Raw genomic sequence first — 18,253 nt, 5'->3', positions numbered from 1 at the left:
GCGAACGGCCCGGGCACAGGCAAATCCGGCCCCGGGCCCGGCGGCGCACGGCGCGCCGGGCCCGGGGCGGACGGTGATCGGCGGCGTCAGCCCGCCAGGCCGCCGCCCGAGGCACCGGCGCCGGGCTTGGAGGCGTCGGTGACCTGCGAGGCCGGCGGCTCCTGGACGTCCACCTTGGCGCCGTAGTCGGAGTAGTAGACCGTGTTCTCCGTGCCGCCCATGGTGTTCTCGGCCTTCTCGACCTTCTTGACGATCAGGTCGTCGGGGCCGATCCACAGGTCGATGGTCTCGTTCTTCGTACCGCTCTTCTTGAGCGCCTCCTCCAGCGCCTTCATGTCCTTCTCGCTGAAGTCCTTGGAGGCCTGCATACGGGTCAGCTCGGCCACGTCGAAGGTGGCGCTGTAGTGGGTCGCCTTGACGCCGCGCACGTCCTCCGTGCCGACCTTCTTGGCCTTGCCCGTCGCCATGACCAGGCCCACGGCCCGCGACGGGTTGTTGTTCTGCATCTGGTCCTTGAGCAGCGCGAAGGTCGGGTTCTGCTTGGCCATCGCGTTGTAGTCGTACTTCATCCAGGGCTTGCCGCCGATGCCGAGCTGGAGGTACGCCGCCTCCGGCGTGTAGATGCTCTTCATCGGCTTGCCGCCGCCCAGGCCGCCCTGCCCGGTCGTCTCGACCTTCATCCGCATGCCCTGGGACCAGTCCATCTCGCCCTTCATGGACTGCGTCATCTTGCCCGTCCGGGCCGTGGTCTCGACCTTGGCCGACTTCTCCGCGCCGGTCTTCTCGGACGCCGTCCGCAGCGCCGCCACGGCGGCCTGGACCGGCGAGCCGCCGCCGGCCGCGTCGCCGCCCGCCTTGGTGCCGCCGTCCTTGCCGCCGCAGGCGGTCAGGCCGGCCAGCATGACGACGCCGGCCGCGACCGCGGTGATCCGCGCAGTACGCACGTTTTTCTCCCCGTTGTAGATCAGCTTTACGACTGGGGGTGAGCGTAGTGCAACGGGGTGACAGCGCCCGCTGCCGGGCCGGAGGGCGTCCCGTACGCCCGGCGTCGCCGCGTATGGCCCGCGTCGCCCCGTACGCCCTGTGGCCCCCCGTACGGCCGAGGTGCCCGCACATGCGTCGGGCCCCGCACCTCGGTGAGGTGCGGGGCCCGACGTACGCGTACGCGCGGCGTCGTCAGTTTCAGACGGCGGCCGGGTCCTCCTCGACGAGGAGGTTGCGGGTGCGGTTGGAGTCGACCGGGACGCCGGGGCCCATCGTGGTGGTGATGGTGGCCTTCTTGATGTAGCGGCCCTTGGCGGCGGACGGCTTGAGACGGTTGATCTCCTCCAGCGCCGCGGCGTAGTTCTCCACCAGCTTGGCGTCGTCGAAGGACACCTTGCCGATGATGAAGTGGAGGTTCGCGTGCTTGTCCACGCGGAACTCGATCTTGCCGCCCTTGATGTCGGTGACGGCCTTGGCGACGTCCGGGGTGACGGTGCCGGTCTTCGGGTTCGGCATCAGACCACGGGGACCGAGCACGCGGCCGAGGCGGCCGACCTTGCCCATGAGGTCCGGCGTGGCGACGACGGCGTCGAAGTCCAGCCGACCCTTGGAGACCTCGTCGATCAGTTCGTCGGAGCCGACGATGTCGGCGCCCGCGGCTTCCGCGGCCGCAGCACGGTCGCCGGTCGCGAAGACCAGGACCCGGGCGGTCTTACCGGTGCCGTGCGGAAGGTTCACGGTGCCACGGACCATCTGGTCGGCCTTGCGCGGGTCGACACCCAGACGCATGGCGACCTCGACGGTCGCGTCGAACTTGGCCGAGGAGGTCTCCTTGGCCAGACGGACGGCCTCCAGCGGGGCGTACAGACGCTCCCGGTCGACCTTCGCGTCCGCGTTGCGAAGATTCTTGCTGCGCTTCACTGCTGCTCCTGAATGATGGCGATGGAGTCGTGGTACGGGCCAGCGCCTGGCCCTGCCACGTGCCCCGATGAGATGCGGCGGGTGCCGCGGGGCGGATGCGGGGTGGCTGTCAGCCCTCGACCGTGATGCCCATGGAACGGGCGGTGCCGGCGATGATCTTCGACGCGGCGTCCAGGTCGTTGGCGTTCAGGTCGGGCATCTTGGTGGTGGCGATCTCGCGAACCTGGTCGGCCGTGATCTTGGCGACCTTGTTCTTGTGCGGCTCGCCGGAGCCCTTCTCCACGCCCGCGGCCTTCAGGATCATCTTGGAGGCCGGCGGGGTCTTGGTGATGAAGGTGAAGGAACGGTCCTCGTAGACCGTGATCTCCACCGGGATGACCCAGCCGCGCTGCGACTCGGTCGCGGCGTTGTAGGCCTTGCAGAACTCCATGATGTTCACGCCGTGCTGACCCAGCGCGGGGCCGACCGGCGGAGCCGGGTTCGCGGCACCGGCCTGGATCTGGAGCTTGATGAGCCCCGTGACCTTCTTCTTCTTGGGAGGCATGCTCTCTCCGGGTCCTAGTGAGAGGTTTTTCGCCGATCCATCCGGTCATCCGGATGGAGGCATACCGCACCACGATAACGGGTATAGCAGTACGGCCAAAAACCGAGCAGGTCAGACGGTCCCCAGAGGGTCCGTCCGACCTGTTCGGAAGCTGGTGTCCTGAAGAGCGTCAGTTCTTCTGGATCTGGTCGAAGCTCAGCTCGACCGGGGTCTCGCGGCCGAAGATCTCGACGAGGCCCTTGACCTTCTTCGAGTCGGCGTTGATCTCGTTGATCGTGGCCTGCAGCGTGGCGAACGGACCGTCGGTGACGGTGACCGAGTCGCCCACCTCGAAGTCCAGCACCTGGACCTCGACCTTGCGGGACGGCGCCGGCTTGCCCTCGGCCTCGGCGGCCTCCTTGGCGGCCTTCGCCTCGGCCTCCGGGGCGAGCATCTTGACGATCTCGTCCAGGGTCAGCGGGTACGGGTCGTAGGCGTTGCCCACGAAGCCGGTGACGCCGGGCGTGTTGCGCACGACGCCCCAGGACTCGTTCGTCAGGTCCATGCGCACGAGCACGTAGCCCGGGAGCTTGTTCTGGCGGACGTTCTTGCGCTCGCCGTTCTTGATCTGGACGATCTCTTCCTCGGGGACCTCGGCCTGGTAGATGAAGTCCTCGACGTTGAGCGAGACGGCGCGCTGCTCCAGGTTGGCCTTCACGCGCTTCTCGTAGCCCGCGTAGGTGTGGATCACGTACCACTCGCCCGGCAGGGTGCGCAGCTCCTCGCGGAGCGCGGCGATCGGGTCGGCCGGCTCGTCCTCGTCCTGCGCCGCCGCGTCCTCGGCGGTCTCCGCCGCACCAGCGGCCTCGTCCTCGTCCTCGACGGTGACCGCGGCCTCCTCGGCGAGCTCGCCCGCCTCGGCGTCCTCGGTGTCGAGCTCGTCGGCCGCGTCGGCGCCCTCGACGATCTCGCGAGCGGCCTCTTCGTCGGCAACCGCCGCAGCGTCGCCCTCGACCTCGGCCGAGACAGCCGCGTCCACGTCGGCCTCTGCGGCCGCGACGGGCTCGGCGGCGTCGTTCAGGTTCGGGTCAGACACTTGGCTGCTTCTTCCTGGCTACAAGGGGTTGAACATGCAAAGGGGCGCCCGCAAAGGCGCCCTTCGCGGGATCAGCCGAAGACGTACTTGACGGCCTGGTTGAATCCCAAGTCAATCACGGTTACGAGACCGATGACGATGACGACGAAGACGATCACCACAGTGGTGTACGTCGAAAGCTGGCCCCGCGTGGGCCAGACGACCTTGCGGAGTTCGGCGATGATCTGCCGGTAGAAGAGCGCCAGCCGGGCGAACGGGCCCTTCTTGCCGCGCTTGCCGCCGCGGCGGGGCTTCTTCGACTCGGCATCGCCTTCGGAACGACCGCGCTCAGGCATGTCGATGGAGCCCAGGGCGTCCGTCACTCGTCCTCACCTGAATCCGGGTCGTTGGCCGTGCCGCGCCCGGTAGAGCCGCACGGCGGTGCATTTCAGTACGTACGCGTGCACGCGACTCGGTGAAGAGTGCGTGTAGCAGGGCCGGAGGGACTTGAACCCCCAACCGCTGGTTTTGGAGACCAGTGCTCTACCAATTGAGCTACGACCCTTTGTGGTTCCCCCAACCTACCGCATCCCGACCACTGCACCAGGTGCACGGTCGCCGGCGGCCTGTTGGGAGCCAACGGTCAGCGAGTGTACGTGCTTCGCGGCCGGGCGTCGAACAGAAAGCCCCGAGGTGGTGCCGTCAAACCCGTGTGCCCGCCCCCTGCGCGGTCTGGGACCATGCAGTACATGAGCGCTACTCCTCCCGCACAGTCCCCCACCGACCGTCGGGTGTCGGCCCGCGTCGGGGCGATCTCCGAGTCCGCGACCCTCGCCGTGGACGCCAAGGCCAAGGCCCTCAAGGCCGCCGGGCGCCCGGTGATCGGCTTCGGCGCCGGCGAGCCCGACTTCCCCACGCCCGGCTACATCGTCGAGGCGGCCGTCGAGGCCTGCCGCGACCCGAAGTTCCACCGCTACACCCCGGCCGGCGGCCTGCCCGAGCTGAAGGCCGCGATCGCCGCGAAGACGCTGCGCGACTCCGGTTACCAGGTCGAGGCGGCGAACGTGCTGGTCACCAACGGTGGCAAGCAGGCGATCTACGAGGCGTTCGCGGCCATCCTGGACCCGGGCGACGAGGTCATCGTGCCGGCCCCGTACTGGACCACCTACCCGGAGTCGATCCGGCTGGCGGGCGGTGTGCCGGTGGAGGTGGTGGCCGACGAGACCACCGGTTACCGGGTCTCGGTGGAGCAGCTGGAGGCGGCCCGTACGGACCGTACGAAGGTGCTGCTGTTCGTCTCGCCGTCCAACCCGACCGGCGCGGTCTACACCCGCGAGCAGGTCGAGGCGGTGGGCCGCTGGGCCGCCGAGCACGGCCTGTGGGTCCTGACGGACGAGATCTACGAGCACCTGGTCTACGGCGACGCGACGTTCTGCTCGCTGCCCGTGGTCGTGCCGGAGCTGCGCGAGAAGTGCATCGTCGTCAACGGTGTGGCCAAGACGTACGCGATGACCGGCTGGCGGGTGGGCTGGGCCATCGGCCCGAAGGACGTGATCAAGGCCGCGGCGAACCTCCAGTCGCACGCCACCTCCAACGTCTCCAACGTGGCGCAGGCCGCGGCCATCGCGGCGGTCTCCGGCGACCTGACGGCCGTCGAGGAGATGAAGACCGCCTTCGACCGGCGCCGCAAGACGATGGTGCGGATGCTCAACGAGATCGACGGCGTGCTGTGCCCGGAGCCGGAGGGCGCGTTCTACGCGTACCCGTCGGTCAAGGGCCTGCTCGGCAAGGAGATCCGCGGCAAGCGCCCGCGGACCAGCGTGGAGCTGGCCGAGCTGATCCTGGAGGAGGCCGAGGTGGCGGTCGTCCCGGGTGAGGCGTTCGGCACGCCGGGCTACCTGCGCCTGTCGTACGCGCTCGGCGACGAGGACCTGGTCGAGGGCATCTCCCGCGTCCAGAAGCTGCTGGCCGAGGCGAAGTAGCGCGCAGCGGTACGCACGCGGGCCCCGGGGCTTCCCCGGGGCCCGCATCTGCTTTCGGGCGGGCGCTCGTTCGGGAAAGGGCCTACCGGCGCGTCGGCCGCGTACGGCAAGATCCTGGGATGGAACGTGTACGCGATGTCCGGGCGCTGCCGAAGGCCCATCTGCACCTGCACTTCACCGGGTCGATGCGGCCCGCGACCCTGCTGGACCTCGCCGACAAGTACGGCGTGCACCTGCCGGAGGCCCTGCAGGGCGGCGAGCCCCCGAAGCTGCGGGCCACGGACGAGCGCGGCTGGTTCCGCTTCCAGCGGCTGTACGACATCGCCCGTTCCTGCCTGCGCTCCCCCGAGGACATCCAGCGGCTGGTCCGCGAGGCCGCCGAGGAGGACGTGCGGGACGGCTCCGGGTGGCTGGAGATCCAGGTGGACCCGACCTCGTACGCGCCGCGGCTGGGCGGGCTGATCCCCGCGCTGGAGATCATCCTGGACGCGGTGCACACGGCGTCCGGGGAGACCGGCCTCGGGATACGCGTCCTGGTGGCCGCGAACCGCATGAAGCACCCCCTGGACGCCCGTACGCTCGCCCGTCTGGCGGTCCGCTACGCCGACCGCGGCGTGGTCGGTTTCGGGCTCTCCAACGACGAGCGGCGGGGCTTCGCGCGCGACTTCGACCGGGCCTTCGCCATCGCGCGCGACGGCGGGCTGCTGGCGGCCCCGCACGGCGGCGAGCTGTCCGGACCGGCGAGCGTGCGGGACTGCCTGGACGACCTGCACGCGGCGCGGGTCGGCCACGGCGTGCGGGCGGCGGAGGACCCGGCGCTGCTGCGGCGGCTCGCCGAGCGGGGGGTGACCTGTGAGGTCTGCCCGGCGTCGAACGTGGCCCTGGGCGTCTACGACAAGCCGGAGGACGTGCCGCTGCGGACCATCTACGACGCCGGCGTCCCGATGGCGCTGGGCGCCGACGACCCGCTGCTGTTCGGCTCCCGGCTGGCGGCCCAGTACGAGATCGCCCGCACCGCGCACGGCTTCTCGGACGCCGAACTGGCCGAGCTGGCCCGCCAGTCGGTACGGGGCTCCCGGGCGCCGGAGGACGTGCGGCGGAAGCTGCTGGCGGGCGTGGACGCGTGGCTGGACGGGGAGTGACGGGCGGTTTCCGCGCCTGGGCGGGCCCGCTGCGGCCCGCCCCCGTCCCTAAAGGGTGACGCCGACCGTCACCGGTTCGTTGACCAAGGTGATGCCGAAGGCCGCGTGGACACCGTCGCGGACCTCGCGGGCCAGCGTCAGCAGGTCCTCGGTGGTGGCCCGGCCGCGGTTGGTGAGGGCGAGGGTGTGCTTGGTGGAGATGCAGGCGGGTCCGTCGCCGTAGCCCTTGGTGAAGCCGGCCCGGTCGATGAGCCAGGCGGCCGAGGTCTTCACGTACCCGTCCCCCGCCGGGAAGGCGGGCGGGGTGACGTCCGCGCCCAGGCGCTCGTGGACGCGCGCGAGGAAGTCGGCGTACGCCGCCTCGGTGAGGACCGGGTTGGTGAAGAAGGACCCCGCTGACCAGGTGTCGTGGTCCTCCGGGTCCAGCACCATGCCCTTGCCGGCCCGCAGCTTGAGCACGGTCTCGCGGGCGGTGGCGGCCGGCACCCGGTCGCCCGCCCGCACGCCGAGGGTGCGCGCGGTCTCCGCGTACTTGACCGGCGCGGACAGCCCGCCCGCGTCCTCCAGGGCGAAGCGCACGCGCAGCACGACGAACCGGTCGGGATGCTCCTTGAAGCGGCTGTGGCGGTACGAGAACGCGCACTCGGCGTTCGAAAGGGTCACGGTTTCGCCCGCTATGCGGTCGTACGCGACCACTTCGGTGATGGTGGAGGACACTTCCTGCCCGTACGCGCCCACGTTCTGGATGGGCGTGGCACCCGCCGATCCGGGGATGCCCGCCAGGCACTCGATGCCCGCGAGCCCCGCCGCGACCGTACGGGCCACCGCGTCGGACCAGTTCTCGCCCGCGGCCAGCGTCAGGTCGGTGCCGTCGAGCGCGAAGCCACGGGTGGCGATGCGCAGCGCGGTGCCCTCGAAGCCCTTGTCGCCGATGACCAGGTTGCTGCCGCCGCCGATCACCAGCAGCGGCGTACCGGAGGCGTCGGCCTCGCGGACGGCCGCGATCACTTCGTCGTCCGTGGTGGCGGTGAGCAGCCGGGTGGCCGGTCCGCCGAGCCGGAAGGTGGTCAGCGGGGCGAGGGGGGCGTCGTGGAGTTCCTGCACGGGCTCAAGAGTACGGGGGCGGCCCCGCCGCTCCGGCCGGGCCGCCCCCGTGAGGTAACGATCACTCTGCTCAGGCGAGCCGCACCACCGCGCGCGACATCCCCAGCACCTTCTGCCCGGCGCTGGTCGCGGTCAGGTCGACGCGGACGGTACGGGCCTGGTCGTCCAGCTTGGCCGCGACCTTGCCGGTGACCTCGATGACCGCGCCCTCGTCGTCGTTCGGGACCACTACGGGCTTGGTGAAGCGCACGCCGTACTCGACGACCGCGCCCGGGTCGCCGGTCCAGTCGGTGACCACCCGGACCGCCTCGGCCATGGTGAACATGCCGTGCGCGATGACGTCGGGGAGGCCGACCTCCTTGGCGAACTTCTCGTTCCAGTGGATCGGGTTGAAGTCACCGGAGGCGCCCGCGTACCGCACGAGCGTGGCACGGGTCACCGGAAAGGTCTGCGCCGGGAGTTCGGTGCCGGCCTCGACGTCGGCGTAAGAGATCTTCGCGGTCATCGCGTCAGCCCTCCTGTCCGGCGGCGCGCGCCACCAGCTTCGTGAAAGCGGTCACCACGTGTTCGCCCGCCGCGTCGTGCACCTCACCACGGATATCGAGAATGTCGTTTCCCGCCATGGATTTGATCGCCTCGATGGTCGAGGTGACCGTCAGCCGGTCACCGGCGCGCACCGGCCTGGTGTAGACGAATTTCTGGTCACCGTGCACCACCCGGCTGTAATCGAGACCCAGCTGCGGGTCCTCGACGACCTGACCGGCGGCGCGGAAGGTGATGGAGAACACAAAGGTCGGCGGGGCGATCACATCGGGGTGCCCGAGCGCCCTGGCGGCCTCGGCGTCGGTGTACGCCGGGGCGGCGTCCCCGATCGCCTCGGCGAATTCGCGGATCTTCTCCCGGCCGACCTCATAAGGAGCGGTGGCCGGGTAGCTCCGCCCGACGAAGGACTGGTCGAGCGCCATGGGCTCGTAACCTCCCTGAACTGGTCCCTGCAACGGTCCTGACCTTGTCATACCGGTGCGTGGCCGGGCGCCGCGCCGCGCGCCCGCAGCTCGCACCACAACGCCGCGAGGCCGCCCCCAGGGACTGGGGACGGCCTCGCGGACGAGCCTGGTGTTATCGCGTCTCGCGGTGCGCGGTGTGCGCGTTGCAACGCGGGCAGTGCTTCTTCATCTCAAGACGGTCCGGGTCGTTACGCCGGTTCTTCTTGGTGATGTAGTTCCGCTCCTTGCACTCCACGCAGGCCAGCGTGATCTTCGGGCGGACGTCGGTGGCAGCCACGTGAGTGCTCCTTGACGGACGGATGGACGGGTGAACGCATAGAAGAGTAGCCGATCGGGAGACCGACCCCACAATCGGCTACTGTATGTAGCGGTGACCGGACTTGAACCGGTGACACAGCGATTATGAGCCGCTTGCTCTACCGACTGAGCTACACCGCTGCGATGTGAGCGGACCCCGCCCGAAGGCGGGATACCTCACACATCAGAGCCCCAATACGGAATCGAACCGTAGACCTTCTCCTTACCATGGAGACGCTCTGCCGACTGAGCTATTGGGGCGAGCGATGAAGACATTACACGGCCTGCCGCCAAAGGTGAAATCCGTATCCGGCGACCGCCCCCGCGGCCCCTCGCACCACACCGGTACGACTATTTCGCGCCTCCGTGAAGCTCCCCGGACCGCCCCCTAGGCTCGGACCACGCTGCGTGATCTTGCACGCCCGGTCCTTCGAGGAGCGCGATGTCCGAGAGCAGTCAGCCGCAGCCGGGCCCCGAGAAGGCCACGGGCAGCGACGGCACCGGCGCGGCGGGCACCCTGGTGCTCTGCGACGCCCGGCTGGCCGACGGCCGCGTGGTGGACGTACGGCTCAGCGGCGGGCGCATCGAGGCGGTCGGTACGGCGGGCAGCCTCGCCCCGCAGGGCACCCGCGTCGACCTCGGCGGCTATCTGCTGCTCCCGGCCCCCGCCGAGCCGCACGCGCACTGCGACACCGCGCTGACCGCGGACGCCATCGGGCCCGCCACGGACACCCTCGAAGACGTCCAGCGCCGCACCACGGAAGCGGCTCTCCTGCAACTGGGCCACGGCGCGACGGCCCTGCGCACCCACGTACGCGTCGGGGACGTCCAGGGACTGCGGTCGCTGGAGGCCGTCCTCCAGGCGAGCCGGTCGCTGCGCGGGCTGGCCGAGATGGCGGCGGTCGCGGTGCCGCGGATGCTCACCGGGGCGGCGGGCGCGGACGGACTGGCGATGCTGCGGGACGCCGTCAAGATGGGCGCCACGGTGGTCGGCGGCTGCCCCGACCTCGACCCCGATCCGGCCGGGTACGTCGAAGCCGTCCTGGAACTCGCCGCCGAGCACGGCTGCGCGGTGGACCTCCACACGGACGGCGACGACCCCGCGCGGCTGGCCCGGTTCGCGGCGATGGCGGGCGGGCTGCGGCCCGGTGTGGCGATCGGGCCGTGCGCGGGCCTGTCGGCGCTGCCGCCGGAGGTGGCGGCACGCACCGCCGAGCAGCTCGCGGCGGGCGGCGTGACGGTCGTGTGCCTGCCGCAGGGCGGCTGTGCGGCCCTGGAGCGGCGCAGCGGGGCTCTGGCGGGCTCCGGGAGGCCGGCCGGCCCGGCGGGCCGTCAGGCGCCCGTACGGCTGCTGCGCGCGGCCGGGGTGCGCGTGGCGGCCGGCAGCGGCGCCCTGCGCGACGCGGCGAACCCGGTGGGCCGCGGCGACCCTCTGGAGGCCGCGTACCTGCTGGCCTCCCTGGGCGAGGCGGGCCCCGACGCCGCCTACGGGACGGTCAGCGCGGCCGCCCGCGCGACGCTGGGCCTCCCGGAGGTCCGCGTCGAAGCGGGCTTCCCCGCCGAGCTGCTGGCCGTACGCGGCGACAGCCTCGCCGGGGTCCTGTCGCTCGCGTACAGCCGGATCGTGGTGCACCGGGGGCGGGTGGTGGCCCGGACGAGCGCGGTGCGCGAGTACTGCGACTCGGCCGCGGTGGTGGCGCTGGAGCTGCCGCGGCAGTCGCAGCGCTGAGCGCGCCGCGCCGCCCGGCGCCGCCTCCGCCGCCTCCGCCGCCCGGGGTGCCGCGCCGCGCGGCGTGACAGGCGTACGGTCGGGATCATGCGCATTGTCATCGCAGGTGGACATGGTCAGATCGCGCTGCGGCTGGAGCGGCTGCTGCACGGGCGCGGGGACGAGGTCGCGGGCATCATCCGCCGGCCCGAACAGGCCGGCGACTTGCTGGCCGCCGGGGCCGAACCGGTCGTCTGCGACCTGGAGACGGCGCTGATCGGCGACGTCACCCGGCATCTCGAAGGGGCGGACGCGGCGGTCTTCGCGGCGGGCGCCGGGCCGGGCAGCGGAATCGCGCGCAAGGAGACGGTGGACCGCGCCGCCGCCACCCTGTTCGCGGACGCGGCGGAGGCGGCCGGCGTACGGCGCTTCGTCGTCGTCTCGTCGATGGGCGCCGACACGGAGCCGCCCGAGGGCACCGACCCGGTGTTCGCCGCGTATCTGCGCGCCAAGGGCGCCGCGGACGCCGACGTACGCTCCCGGGCGGGCCTCGACTGGACGATCCTGCGCCCCGGCCGCCTGACGGACGAACCGGGCACCGGCCTGGTCCGCCTCGCCGAGTCGACCGGCCGCGGCGACGTTCCCCGGGACGACGTGGCGGCCGTACTCGCCGCCCTCCTGGACGAGCCGGGCACCGCCGGCCGCACGCTGGAACTGATCGGCGGCGACACCCCGGTCGCGGAAGCGGTCCGCGCGGTGGCCGGCTGATCCGGCCGTCACCGAACGGCGCGGGCCCCGCTCCCTCGGAAAGGGGGCCCGCGCCGCGCCTGCGCCGTCACCACCGGGTCGTCACGCCCGCGCGTACGGCGGACGGCCGACCGGGTGCGGGTGAACTCCGCGACACCGGCGGAGGGCACAGCGAAGAGGCCCCGATCCGCTTTCACGGATCGGGGCCTCTTCGGACCTGTGGCGGCGCCAGGATTCGAACCTGGGAAGGCTGAGCCGGCAGATTTACAGTCTGCTCCCTTTGGCCGCTCGGGCACACCGCCAGGGGTTCGCTGCCGGGAGATCCGCCTTTTGCGGCGGCGCTCGGTGGCAACGACGTAAACCATACCCGATGGCCGGGGGTGGTTCGCCACCCGGTTCTTCCCGGATCGATCATGCGGGAGGTGACTAGGCTTGCGGAGCGGTCCCGAGTGGGCCGCACCCCCTGACGGATCTACGTACGAGGAGCCAACTCAAGATGGCCGACTCCAGTTTCGACATCGTCTCGAAGGTCGAGCGGCAGGAGGTCGACAACGCCCTCAACCAGGCCGCCAAGGAGATCTCGCAGCGCTACGACTTCAAGGGCGTGGGCGCGTCGATCGAGTGGTCGGGCGAGAAGATCGAGATGCGCGCCAACGCCGAGGAGCGGGTGAAGGCTGTCCTCGACATCTTCCAGTCCAAGCTGGTCAAGCGCGGGATCTCGCTGAAGGCGCTGGACGCGGGCGAGCCGCAGGCCTCCGGCAAGGAGTACAAGATCTTCGCCTCCCTCCAGGAGGGCATCTCGCAGGAGAACGCGAAGAAGGTCGCCAAGATCATCCGCGATGAGGGCCCGAAGGGCGTCAAGGCGCAGGTGCAGGGCGACGAGCTGCGGGTCAGCTCGAAGAGCCGGGACGACCTCCAGGCGGTGCAGCAGCTGCTGAAGGGCAAGGACCTGGACTTCGCGCTGCAGTTCGTGAACTACCGGTAGGCGCGGTGCGCAGGGCCGCGGCCCGGGGCTGTCCGGTGGGGCGGTACGCAGGTGCGTGCCGCCCCACCGGTATGTCCGGGCGGCTTTCCGCCGGGCGGCACAGGGGCCGGGAAGCCGTGTGAAGCGCGGGCTTGACCTCAAGTTTGATTGAGGTCGAAGAGTGTCCGTATGACTTCGGAAACGGAAAACCAGCAGCTCACGCATGCCCCGGCCACTTCCCCGGGCGGCTTCCAGAACCCGGCGGGCTTCCTGGTGGACGCGCTGCCCGACGTCCGGCGGGCCGGTGTCGGCCCCGTACTGATCAGTGAGTGGGACGCGGGCGGTCCCGAGCGGCAGCAGGCCATGATCGAGGGCGCCGCGCGGGCGTGGGAGGCCGCGCCGCTGCCGGCCGGGCTGGTGTCGCAGGTCTTCCTCGCCGGTACGGACGGCCGCTCCGTACTCGGCTTCGGGCAGTGGGAGGAGGGGGCCGCCGGAGCGCCCCGGCGGGCCGTCGAGGAGGGCGGGGCGCGGCGCTACCGGTACTACCGCAGCCTGCTGCCGCAGGGCGAGCCGCCGGAGCCCGGCTGCATCGTGACCGTCTCCTTCGGAACGACCGGGCACCAGGCCGCCCGGCAGCTGGTCGACGGCCTGGTGGACATGATGAACGGCCGGCAGCCGGGCGCCGCCGACGGCTCCCGGACCACATCCGGCGGGATCTCCTCGAACTTCCACATCAGCGAGGACGGCACCCGGGTCTTCAACTACAGCGAGTGGACGGACGAGGCCGCGCACCAGCGCATGGTCGAGACGTCCCTGCGGAAGGACGGTGCGGTGATGCGGCTCATCGAGAGCGTCCCGGGCGTCACGCCGCTCGGCTTCAAGCGGTACGTGGCGCCCCGTGGGCTCGTACGGCGCTGAACGGGCAGGACCTGGAGGGGGCGGGGCGGGCGCCCTCAGTAGCGCGCGGCGAAGGGCTGGTCCGTCGGCACGATCTCGCGGCCGAGCGGGAGCAGCGAGATCGGCACCATCTTGAAGTTCGCGATGCCGAACGGGATGCCGATGATCGTCACGCACAGCAGGAGGCCGGTGACGATGTGGCCGAGCGCCAGCCACCAGCCCGCGAAGACGACCCAGATGACGTTGCCGATGACCGATCCGGCGCCCGCGTCCCGGCGCTCCACCGTCGTCCGGCCGAAGGGCCACAGCGCGTACCCCGCTATCCGGAACGAGGCGATGCCGAACGGGATGGTGATGATCAGCACACAGCAGATGATGCCCGCGAACACGTAGCCGATGGCCATCCACAGGCCGCTGAGGATCAGCCAGATGACGTTGAGGATGAGCTTCATGCGCGGCAGCCTTCCATGCACCGGAATCGTGCGGTGGTCGAGTCTTACCCCCAGGTAGACGCAGTGGCGGGCCGAATCGTTGCAGACGCCGCGGCCCCGGGCGCCGCGGGGCCGGACGCGGGCCGGACCCTCAGGAGCGGCGGCCCGCCATCTGTTCGAGGCGGGTGATGCGCTCGCGCATCGGCGGGTGGGTCGAGAACAGCTTGGTCATTCCGTCGCCGGGCCGGAACGGGTTGGCGATCATCATGTGGCTCGCCGTCTCCAGCCGGGGCTCGGCCGGCAGCGGGAGCTGCCGGGTGCCCGCCTCCAGCTTGCGCAGCGCGGAGGCGAGGGCGAGCGGGTCGCCGGTGAGCTGGGCGCCGGAGGCGTCGGCCTGGTACTCGCGGGAGCGGCTGACGGCCAGTTGGATGAGGGAGGCCGCCACCGGGCCGAGGATCATGATCAGCAGCATGCCCAGGATGCCGGGCCCCTCGTCGTCGTCGGAGCGGCCTATGGGGATCAGCCAGGCGAAGTTGACCAGGAACATCACGACCGAGGCCAGCGCTCCGGCCACGGAGGAGATGAGGATGTCGCGGTTGTAGACGTGGCTCAGCTCGTGGCCGATGACGCCGCGCAGTTCGCGCTCGTCCAGGAGGTGCAGGATGCCTTCCGTGCAGCAGACGGCGGCGTTGCGCGGATTGCGGCCGGTGGCGAAGGCGTTGGGGGCCTGGGTCGGGGAGATGTACAGGCGGGGCATGGGCTGGCGCGCCGCCGTGGACAGTTCACGGACCATCCGGTAGAGCTGCGGGGCCTCGAACTCGCTCACCGGGCGGGCGCGCATGGCCCGCAGGGCGAGCTTGTCGCTGTTCCAGTACGCGTAGGCGTTGGTTCCGAGGGCCACCAGGACCGCGACGATCAGGCCGGTACGGCCGAAAAAGCCGCCGATGACGATGATGAGCGCGGACAGTCCCCCGAGGAGTACGGCGGTCCTGAGCCCGTTGTGCCTGCGGTGCACGGTACGCCCTCCAGGTGGTGCGGCAGGGGAACCCTTTGCTGACGATTCCTCCACTTTTCAGTGGACCCTTTCTGTCTGGTCAACGCCAGATGAAGGGTGCTGGTTCCCTTGTGCACGTGATGGCGGCGTACAGCCGTACGAGTGAGCCCCGCGCGGATGCTCCGCGTGCGCGCCCCCGGCCCGGGCGGCGGCCGGGTGATTTCCGGCCGTCGGGCGGTGTGGAGCCGTCTGTTTCCGGCCAGCGGGCACGGCCCGGAAGGCGGCCCGGGCGCTGGAGAAGGCGAGTGGCTGTGGTCGGGCGACCGTCAGGAGGCAGGCTGCCGCGACGCGCTCAGAGGAGCGCGCCGGAGGCGAAGCGGAGGACCAGCTGCGGCGCCCCGGACAGGACGATGCCGAGGACGGCGGCCAGGGCGATGGCGGCGGCGAGCGGGACGGCCCGTGTCCCGGCCGTCACTCCGGCCTCGGCTCCGGCCCCGACACCGGTCCCGGCCTCGGCCGGCTCCTCCGCCGTACGGAAGAGCACTGCCGTCCACTGGAGGTAGTAGTAGAGCGCGATCACCACATTGACGGCCATGACCACGGCGAGCCAGGCCAGGCCCGCGTCCACCGCCGCCGAGAAGACCGTCACCTTGGCGAACAGGCCGATGATGCCGGGCGGCAGGCCCGCCAGGCAGAGCAGGAAGAACCCGAGGGCCAGCGCGGCCAGCGGACGGCGCGCGTAGAGGCCGCGGTAGTCGCTGATGCGGTTGGCGGGGCTCGTACGGGCCACGAGGGCGGCGACTCCGAAGGCGCCGAGGTTCACGGCCGCGTACATCAGGGCGTACGCGACGGTGGACCCGATGGCGTGCGCCGCGTCGTCGGCGTACCCGGCGGCGGCGATCGGCACCAGGAGGTAGCCGGCCTGGCCCACCGAGGACCAGGCGAGCAGGCGCACGGCGCTGTGCGCGCGGTCCGGGGCCTGGCGCAGCGCGGCGACGTTGCCGACGGTCATGGTCAGGGCGGCCAGGACGGCGATGGCCGGGCCCCAGACGTTCGCGTACGAGGGGAAGCCCTGGACCGCGACCAGGATGAGGCCGGAGAAGCCGACGGCCTTGCCGATCACCGAGAGGTACGCGGCGACCGGCAGCGGCGCGCCCACGTAGGTGTCGGGCACCCAGAAGTGGAACGGCACGGCGGCAGTCTTGAAGGCGAAGCCGACGAGGGTGAGGGCGACGCCCGCGGTGGCCAGGGTGGCGAGCTGGGGATCGGGCAGGTGCGTGAGGGCGTCGGCGACGCGGCTCAGGTGCAGGCTGCCGGTCGCCGCGTAGACGAAGCTGACGCCCAGGAGCATGACGGCGGTGGCCGTCACCGAGGACAGGAAGAATTTGAGGGCCGCCTCCGAGGAGAGGCGGTTCGCGCGCTTGAGCCCCACGAGGGCGAAGGCCGGCAGCGAGGCCACCTCCAGGGCGATGACGAGGGTCGCCAGGTCCCGGGAGGCGGGCAGCAGGGCCGCGCCCGCCGCCGAGGACAGCAGCAGGAACCAGAACTCGCCCGCGGGCAGCCGGTGGTCCTCGATGGCGGTGACCGACAGCAGGGCGGTGAGCAGCGCGCCCGCCAGCACCAGGAACTGGATGACGACGGCGAAGTGGTCGGCCGCGTAGCTGCAGACGCCGGGGTCCGTGGTCAGGCAGAAGGTGCGGCGGTCCCCCGCCACCAGGGGGACGAGGGAGAGCGCGGCCAGGGCGAGGCCGCCGATCGCGCACCAGCCCAGGAGCGGCTTGCGGTTCTCGGGTACGAAGAGGTCGGCGACCAGGACGGCCAGGGCGACGACGGCGGTGATGGTGGGCGGGGCGACGGCGAGCCAGTCGACGGACTGGACCAGGGAGGTCACGGAACTCATCACTTACCGCCTCCGAGGAGCTGCTGGACGACCGGGTCGGTGAGGCCGAGGAGGGCCGCGGGCCACAGGCCGGCGAGGACGGTGAGGGCGGCGAGGGGGGACCAGGCCGCGTATTCGTAACGAGCCAGGTCGGGGATGACGGGGGCGGTACGGGTGGCGCCGCCCTCGGCCGTCTCCTTGCTCCCCATGCACACCCGCCGTACGACGATCAGCAGGTACGCGGCGGTGAGCAGGGTGCCGAGGCCGGCCAGCGCCATGAACGTCAGGAACGCGGGACGGCTCAGCCCCGCCGCGGGCTCGAAGGCGCCGAACATGGCGAGCATCTCGCCCCAGAATCCGGCGAGTCCGGGCAGGCCGAGGGAGGCGATGGCGCCGAAGGCCAGCAGGCCGCCGAAGCGCGGGGCGCGCCCGTACAGGGCGGCGCCGGTGCGGCCCGCGAGCCGGTCCAGGTCGCTGGTGCCGTACCGGTCCTTGAGGGCGCCGACCAGGAAGAACAGCAGGCCGGTGATCAGGCCGTGCGCGATGTTGGCGAACAGCGCGCCGTTCAGGCCGGTCGGTGTCATGGTCGCGATGCCGAGCAGGACGAACCCCATGTGGCCGACCGAGCTGTAGGCGATCAGGCGTTTGAGGTCGCCCTTGGCGCCGCGCCGGGCGAGCGCCAGGCAGGCGAGCGAGCCGTAGACGATGCCGACGGCGGCGAAGGCGGCGAGGTACGGGGCGAAGGTGTGCATGCCGTCGGGCGCGATGGGCAGCGCGATGCGCACGAAGCCGTACGTGCCCATCTTCAGCAGCACGCCCGCGAGCAGCACCGAGCCGACGGTGGGGGCGGCGGTGTGGGCGTCCGGCAGCCAGCTGTGCAGCGGCCACATCGGCGCCTTGACGGCCAGTCCGATGCCGATCGCGAGCACCGCGAGCAGCTGGACGGTGTGGCTGAGCTGGGCTTTCGGGCCGTTGTCAGTGGCGAGTGCCACCATGTCGAACGTGCCGGACTTCAGGCCGATGAGGAGGAGGCCCAGCAGCATCACGACCGAGCCGAGGAGGGTGTAGAGGATGAACTTCCACGCCGCGTACTGCCGTTGCGCACCGCCCCACCGGGCGATGAGGAAGTACATCGGGATGAGGACCATCTCGAAGGCGAGGAAGAACAGCACGAGGTCCAGGACGGCGAAGGTGGCGAGGGTGCCGGCCTCCAGGACCAGGAGCAGGGCCACGAACGCCTTGGGGGACGGGCCCGCGGGCATGTGGAAGTAGCTGTACAGCGCGCAGAGGAAGGTCAGCAGCGCGGTCATCACGAGAAGGGGGAGCGAGATGCCGTCGATGCCGAGGTGGATCCGGATGCCGAGGGCCTGGATCCAGCTGATGTCGGTGGTGGCCTGCATCCGGGCCGGGTGGTCGTGGTCGAAGCCGACGGCCAGGGCGACGGCCGCGGCCAGTACCGCACCGGTGACGGTCACGCCGTGGCGCAGTACGGCCTGGTCGGGGTTGCGGCCCTTGAGCCCGGGCGGGGCCGGGAGCAGCGCGGCGACCGCGCCCAGCAGGGGGAGGACGACGACGGCCGCGAGGAGAAGCTGCATAGC

At 71.3% G+C, this 18,253-nt stretch carries 19 protein-coding genes and 4 tRNA genes; 6 read left to right on the top strand and 17 right to left on the bottom strand.

Features of this window, described 5'->3' with window-relative positions:
* Positions 1-86: 86 nt before the first annotated feature.
* The 6 genes from ACH4FX_RS00785 to ACH4FX_RS00760 all read right to left on the bottom strand — a co-directional run bounded on the left by ACH4FX_RS00785 (position 87) and on the right by ACH4FX_RS00760 (position 4,068).
* Positions 87-944, bottom strand: coding sequence for a hypothetical protein (locus ACH4FX_RS00785; protein WP_398474047.1), 858 nt, complete (start codon positions 942-944; stop codon positions 87-89).
* A gap of 238 nt (positions 945-1,182) precedes the next feature.
* Positions 1,183-1,905 carry a 50S ribosomal protein L1 gene (gene rplA / locus ACH4FX_RS00780; protein ID WP_398474046.1) on the bottom strand — a complete coding sequence of 241 codons (723 nt, stop codon included), beginning with the start codon at positions 1,903-1,905 and terminating at the stop codon, positions 1,183-1,185.
* Positions 1,906-2,014: 109 nt separating this feature from the next.
* Entirely contained in the window at positions 2,015-2,449 is a 435-nt protein-coding gene (rplK, locus tag ACH4FX_RS00775) for a 50S ribosomal protein L11 (RefSeq protein ID WP_004571802.1), read from the bottom strand.
* Positions 2,450-2,618: 169 nt separating this feature from the next.
* Entirely contained in the window at positions 2,619-3,524 is a 906-nt protein-coding gene (gene nusG, locus ACH4FX_RS00770; protein WP_398474045.1) for a transcription termination/antitermination protein NusG, read from the bottom strand.
* A gap of 71 nt (positions 3,525-3,595) precedes the next feature.
* The gene (gene secE / locus ACH4FX_RS00765; RefSeq protein WP_398474044.1) at positions 3,596-3,886 is read right to left on the bottom strand and encodes a preprotein translocase subunit SecE; all 291 of its coding nucleotides are present in this window, start codon (positions 3,884-3,886) and stop codon (positions 3,596-3,598) included.
* A 109-nt stretch (positions 3,887-3,995) separates the two neighbouring features.
* Positions 3,996-4,068, bottom strand: a tRNA-Trp gene (locus ACH4FX_RS00760).
* Between the two features lie 184 nt (positions 4,069-4,252).
* Here ACH4FX_RS00760 and ACH4FX_RS00755 point away from each other — a divergent pair.
* Together ACH4FX_RS00755 and ACH4FX_RS00750 are read left to right on the top strand one after the other, a co-directional pair.
* Complete coding sequence (locus ACH4FX_RS00755; protein WP_398474043.1) at positions 4,253-5,485, top strand: pyridoxal phosphate-dependent aminotransferase; 1,233 nt, start codon at positions 4,253-4,255, stop codon at positions 5,483-5,485.
* A 119-nt stretch (positions 5,486-5,604) separates the two neighbouring features.
* Positions 5,605-6,627: an adenosine deaminase gene (locus ACH4FX_RS00750; RefSeq protein WP_398474042.1), complete on the top strand. Its 1,023-nt coding sequence runs from the start codon at positions 5,605-5,607 to the stop codon at positions 6,625-6,627.
* Positions 6,628-6,675: 48 nt separating this feature from the next.
* Here ACH4FX_RS00750 and ACH4FX_RS00745 read toward each other — a convergent pair whose 3' ends face one another.
* The 6 genes from ACH4FX_RS00745 to ACH4FX_RS00720 form a co-directional block, all read right to left on the bottom strand.
* A complete protein-coding gene (locus ACH4FX_RS00745) occupies positions 6,676-7,731 on the bottom strand; it encodes a UDP-N-acetylmuramate dehydrogenase (protein ID WP_398474041.1) in 1,056 nt (351 codons plus the stop codon).
* A 70-nt stretch (positions 7,732-7,801) separates the two neighbouring features.
* Positions 7,802-8,236, bottom strand: coding sequence for a MaoC family dehydratase (locus ACH4FX_RS00740; RefSeq protein WP_398474040.1), 435 nt, complete (start codon positions 8,234-8,236; stop codon positions 7,802-7,804).
* Positions 8,237-8,240: 4 nt separating this feature from the next.
* Entirely contained in the window at positions 8,241-8,696 is a 456-nt protein-coding gene (locus ACH4FX_RS00735; RefSeq protein ID WP_398474039.1) for a MaoC family dehydratase N-terminal domain-containing protein, read from the bottom strand.
* Between the two features lie 154 nt (positions 8,697-8,850).
* Positions 8,851-9,015: a 50S ribosomal protein L33 gene (gene rpmG, locus ACH4FX_RS00730; RefSeq protein ID WP_004571794.1), complete on the bottom strand. Its 165-nt coding sequence runs from the start codon at positions 9,013-9,015 to the stop codon at positions 8,851-8,853.
* 88 nt (positions 9,016-9,103) lie between these two features.
* Positions 9,104-9,176 (bottom strand) — tRNA-Met (locus ACH4FX_RS00725).
* Positions 9,177-9,223: 47 nt separating this feature from the next.
* A tRNA-Thr gene (locus tag ACH4FX_RS00720) sits at positions 9,224-9,296 on the bottom strand.
* A gap of 181 nt (positions 9,297-9,477) precedes the next feature.
* On the opposite strand from ACH4FX_RS00720, the gene ACH4FX_RS00715 reads away from it, so the two are divergent.
* A complete protein-coding gene (locus ACH4FX_RS00715; protein ID WP_398474038.1) occupies positions 9,478-10,764 on the top strand; it encodes an amidohydrolase family protein in 1,287 nt (428 codons plus the stop codon).
* Positions 10,765-10,851: 87 nt separating this feature from the next.
* Complete coding sequence (locus ACH4FX_RS00710) at positions 10,852-11,511, top strand: NAD(P)H-binding protein (RefSeq protein WP_398474037.1); 660 nt, start codon at positions 10,852-10,854, stop codon at positions 11,509-11,511.
* 199 nt (positions 11,512-11,710) lie between these two features.
* On the opposite strand, the gene ACH4FX_RS00705 is transcribed toward ACH4FX_RS00710, so the two are convergent.
* Positions 11,711-11,792, bottom strand: a tRNA-Tyr gene (locus ACH4FX_RS00705).
* A gap of 194 nt (positions 11,793-11,986) precedes the next feature.
* Here ACH4FX_RS00705 and ACH4FX_RS00700 point away from each other — a divergent pair.
* Both ACH4FX_RS00700 and ACH4FX_RS00695 read left to right on the top strand, forming a co-directional pair.
* Positions 11,987-12,475 (top strand): YajQ family cyclic di-GMP-binding protein, encoded by a 489-nt coding sequence (locus tag ACH4FX_RS00700; RefSeq protein ID WP_398474036.1) that lies wholly within the window; start codon positions 11,987-11,989, stop codon positions 12,473-12,475.
* Positions 12,476-12,643: 168 nt separating this feature from the next.
* Positions 12,644-13,372 (top strand): hypothetical protein, encoded by a 729-nt coding sequence (locus ACH4FX_RS00695; protein WP_398474035.1) that lies wholly within the window; start codon positions 12,644-12,646, stop codon positions 13,370-13,372.
* Positions 13,373-13,407: 35 nt separating this feature from the next.
* Here ACH4FX_RS00695 and ACH4FX_RS00690 read toward each other — a convergent pair whose 3' ends face one another.
* The 4 genes from ACH4FX_RS00690 to ACH4FX_RS00675 form a co-directional block, all read right to left on the bottom strand.
* Positions 13,408-13,803: a YccF domain-containing protein gene (locus ACH4FX_RS00690; protein ID WP_398474034.1), complete on the bottom strand. Its 396-nt coding sequence runs from the start codon at positions 13,801-13,803 to the stop codon at positions 13,408-13,410.
* A gap of 130 nt (positions 13,804-13,933) precedes the next feature.
* Positions 13,934-14,797, bottom strand: coding sequence for a zinc metalloprotease HtpX (gene htpX / locus ACH4FX_RS00685; RefSeq protein ID WP_398474033.1), 864 nt, complete (start codon positions 14,795-14,797; stop codon positions 13,934-13,936).
* 331 nt (positions 14,798-15,128) lie between these two features.
* Positions 15,129-16,676 carry an NADH-quinone oxidoreductase subunit N gene (locus ACH4FX_RS00680; protein WP_398474032.1) on the bottom strand — a complete coding sequence of 516 codons (1,548 nt, stop codon included), beginning with the start codon at positions 16,674-16,676 and terminating at the stop codon, positions 15,129-15,131.
* The gene (locus tag ACH4FX_RS00675) at positions 16,676-18,250 is read right to left on the bottom strand and encodes a NuoM family protein (RefSeq protein WP_398474576.1); all 1,575 of its coding nucleotides are present in this window, start codon (positions 18,248-18,250) and stop codon (positions 16,676-16,678) included. The genes ACH4FX_RS00680 and ACH4FX_RS00675 overlap by 1 nt, the downstream gene beginning before the upstream one ends.
* Positions 18,251-18,253: the final 3 nt, after the last annotated feature.

Source organism: Streptomyces sp. NPDC018019 (assembly GCF_044327805.1).
GTDB lineage: Bacteria > Actinomycetota > Actinomycetes > Streptomycetales > Streptomycetaceae > Streptomyces.
The sequence above is the reverse complement of the archived record's forward strand: the minus strand, read 5'-3'. Positions and strand labels throughout refer to the sequence as shown.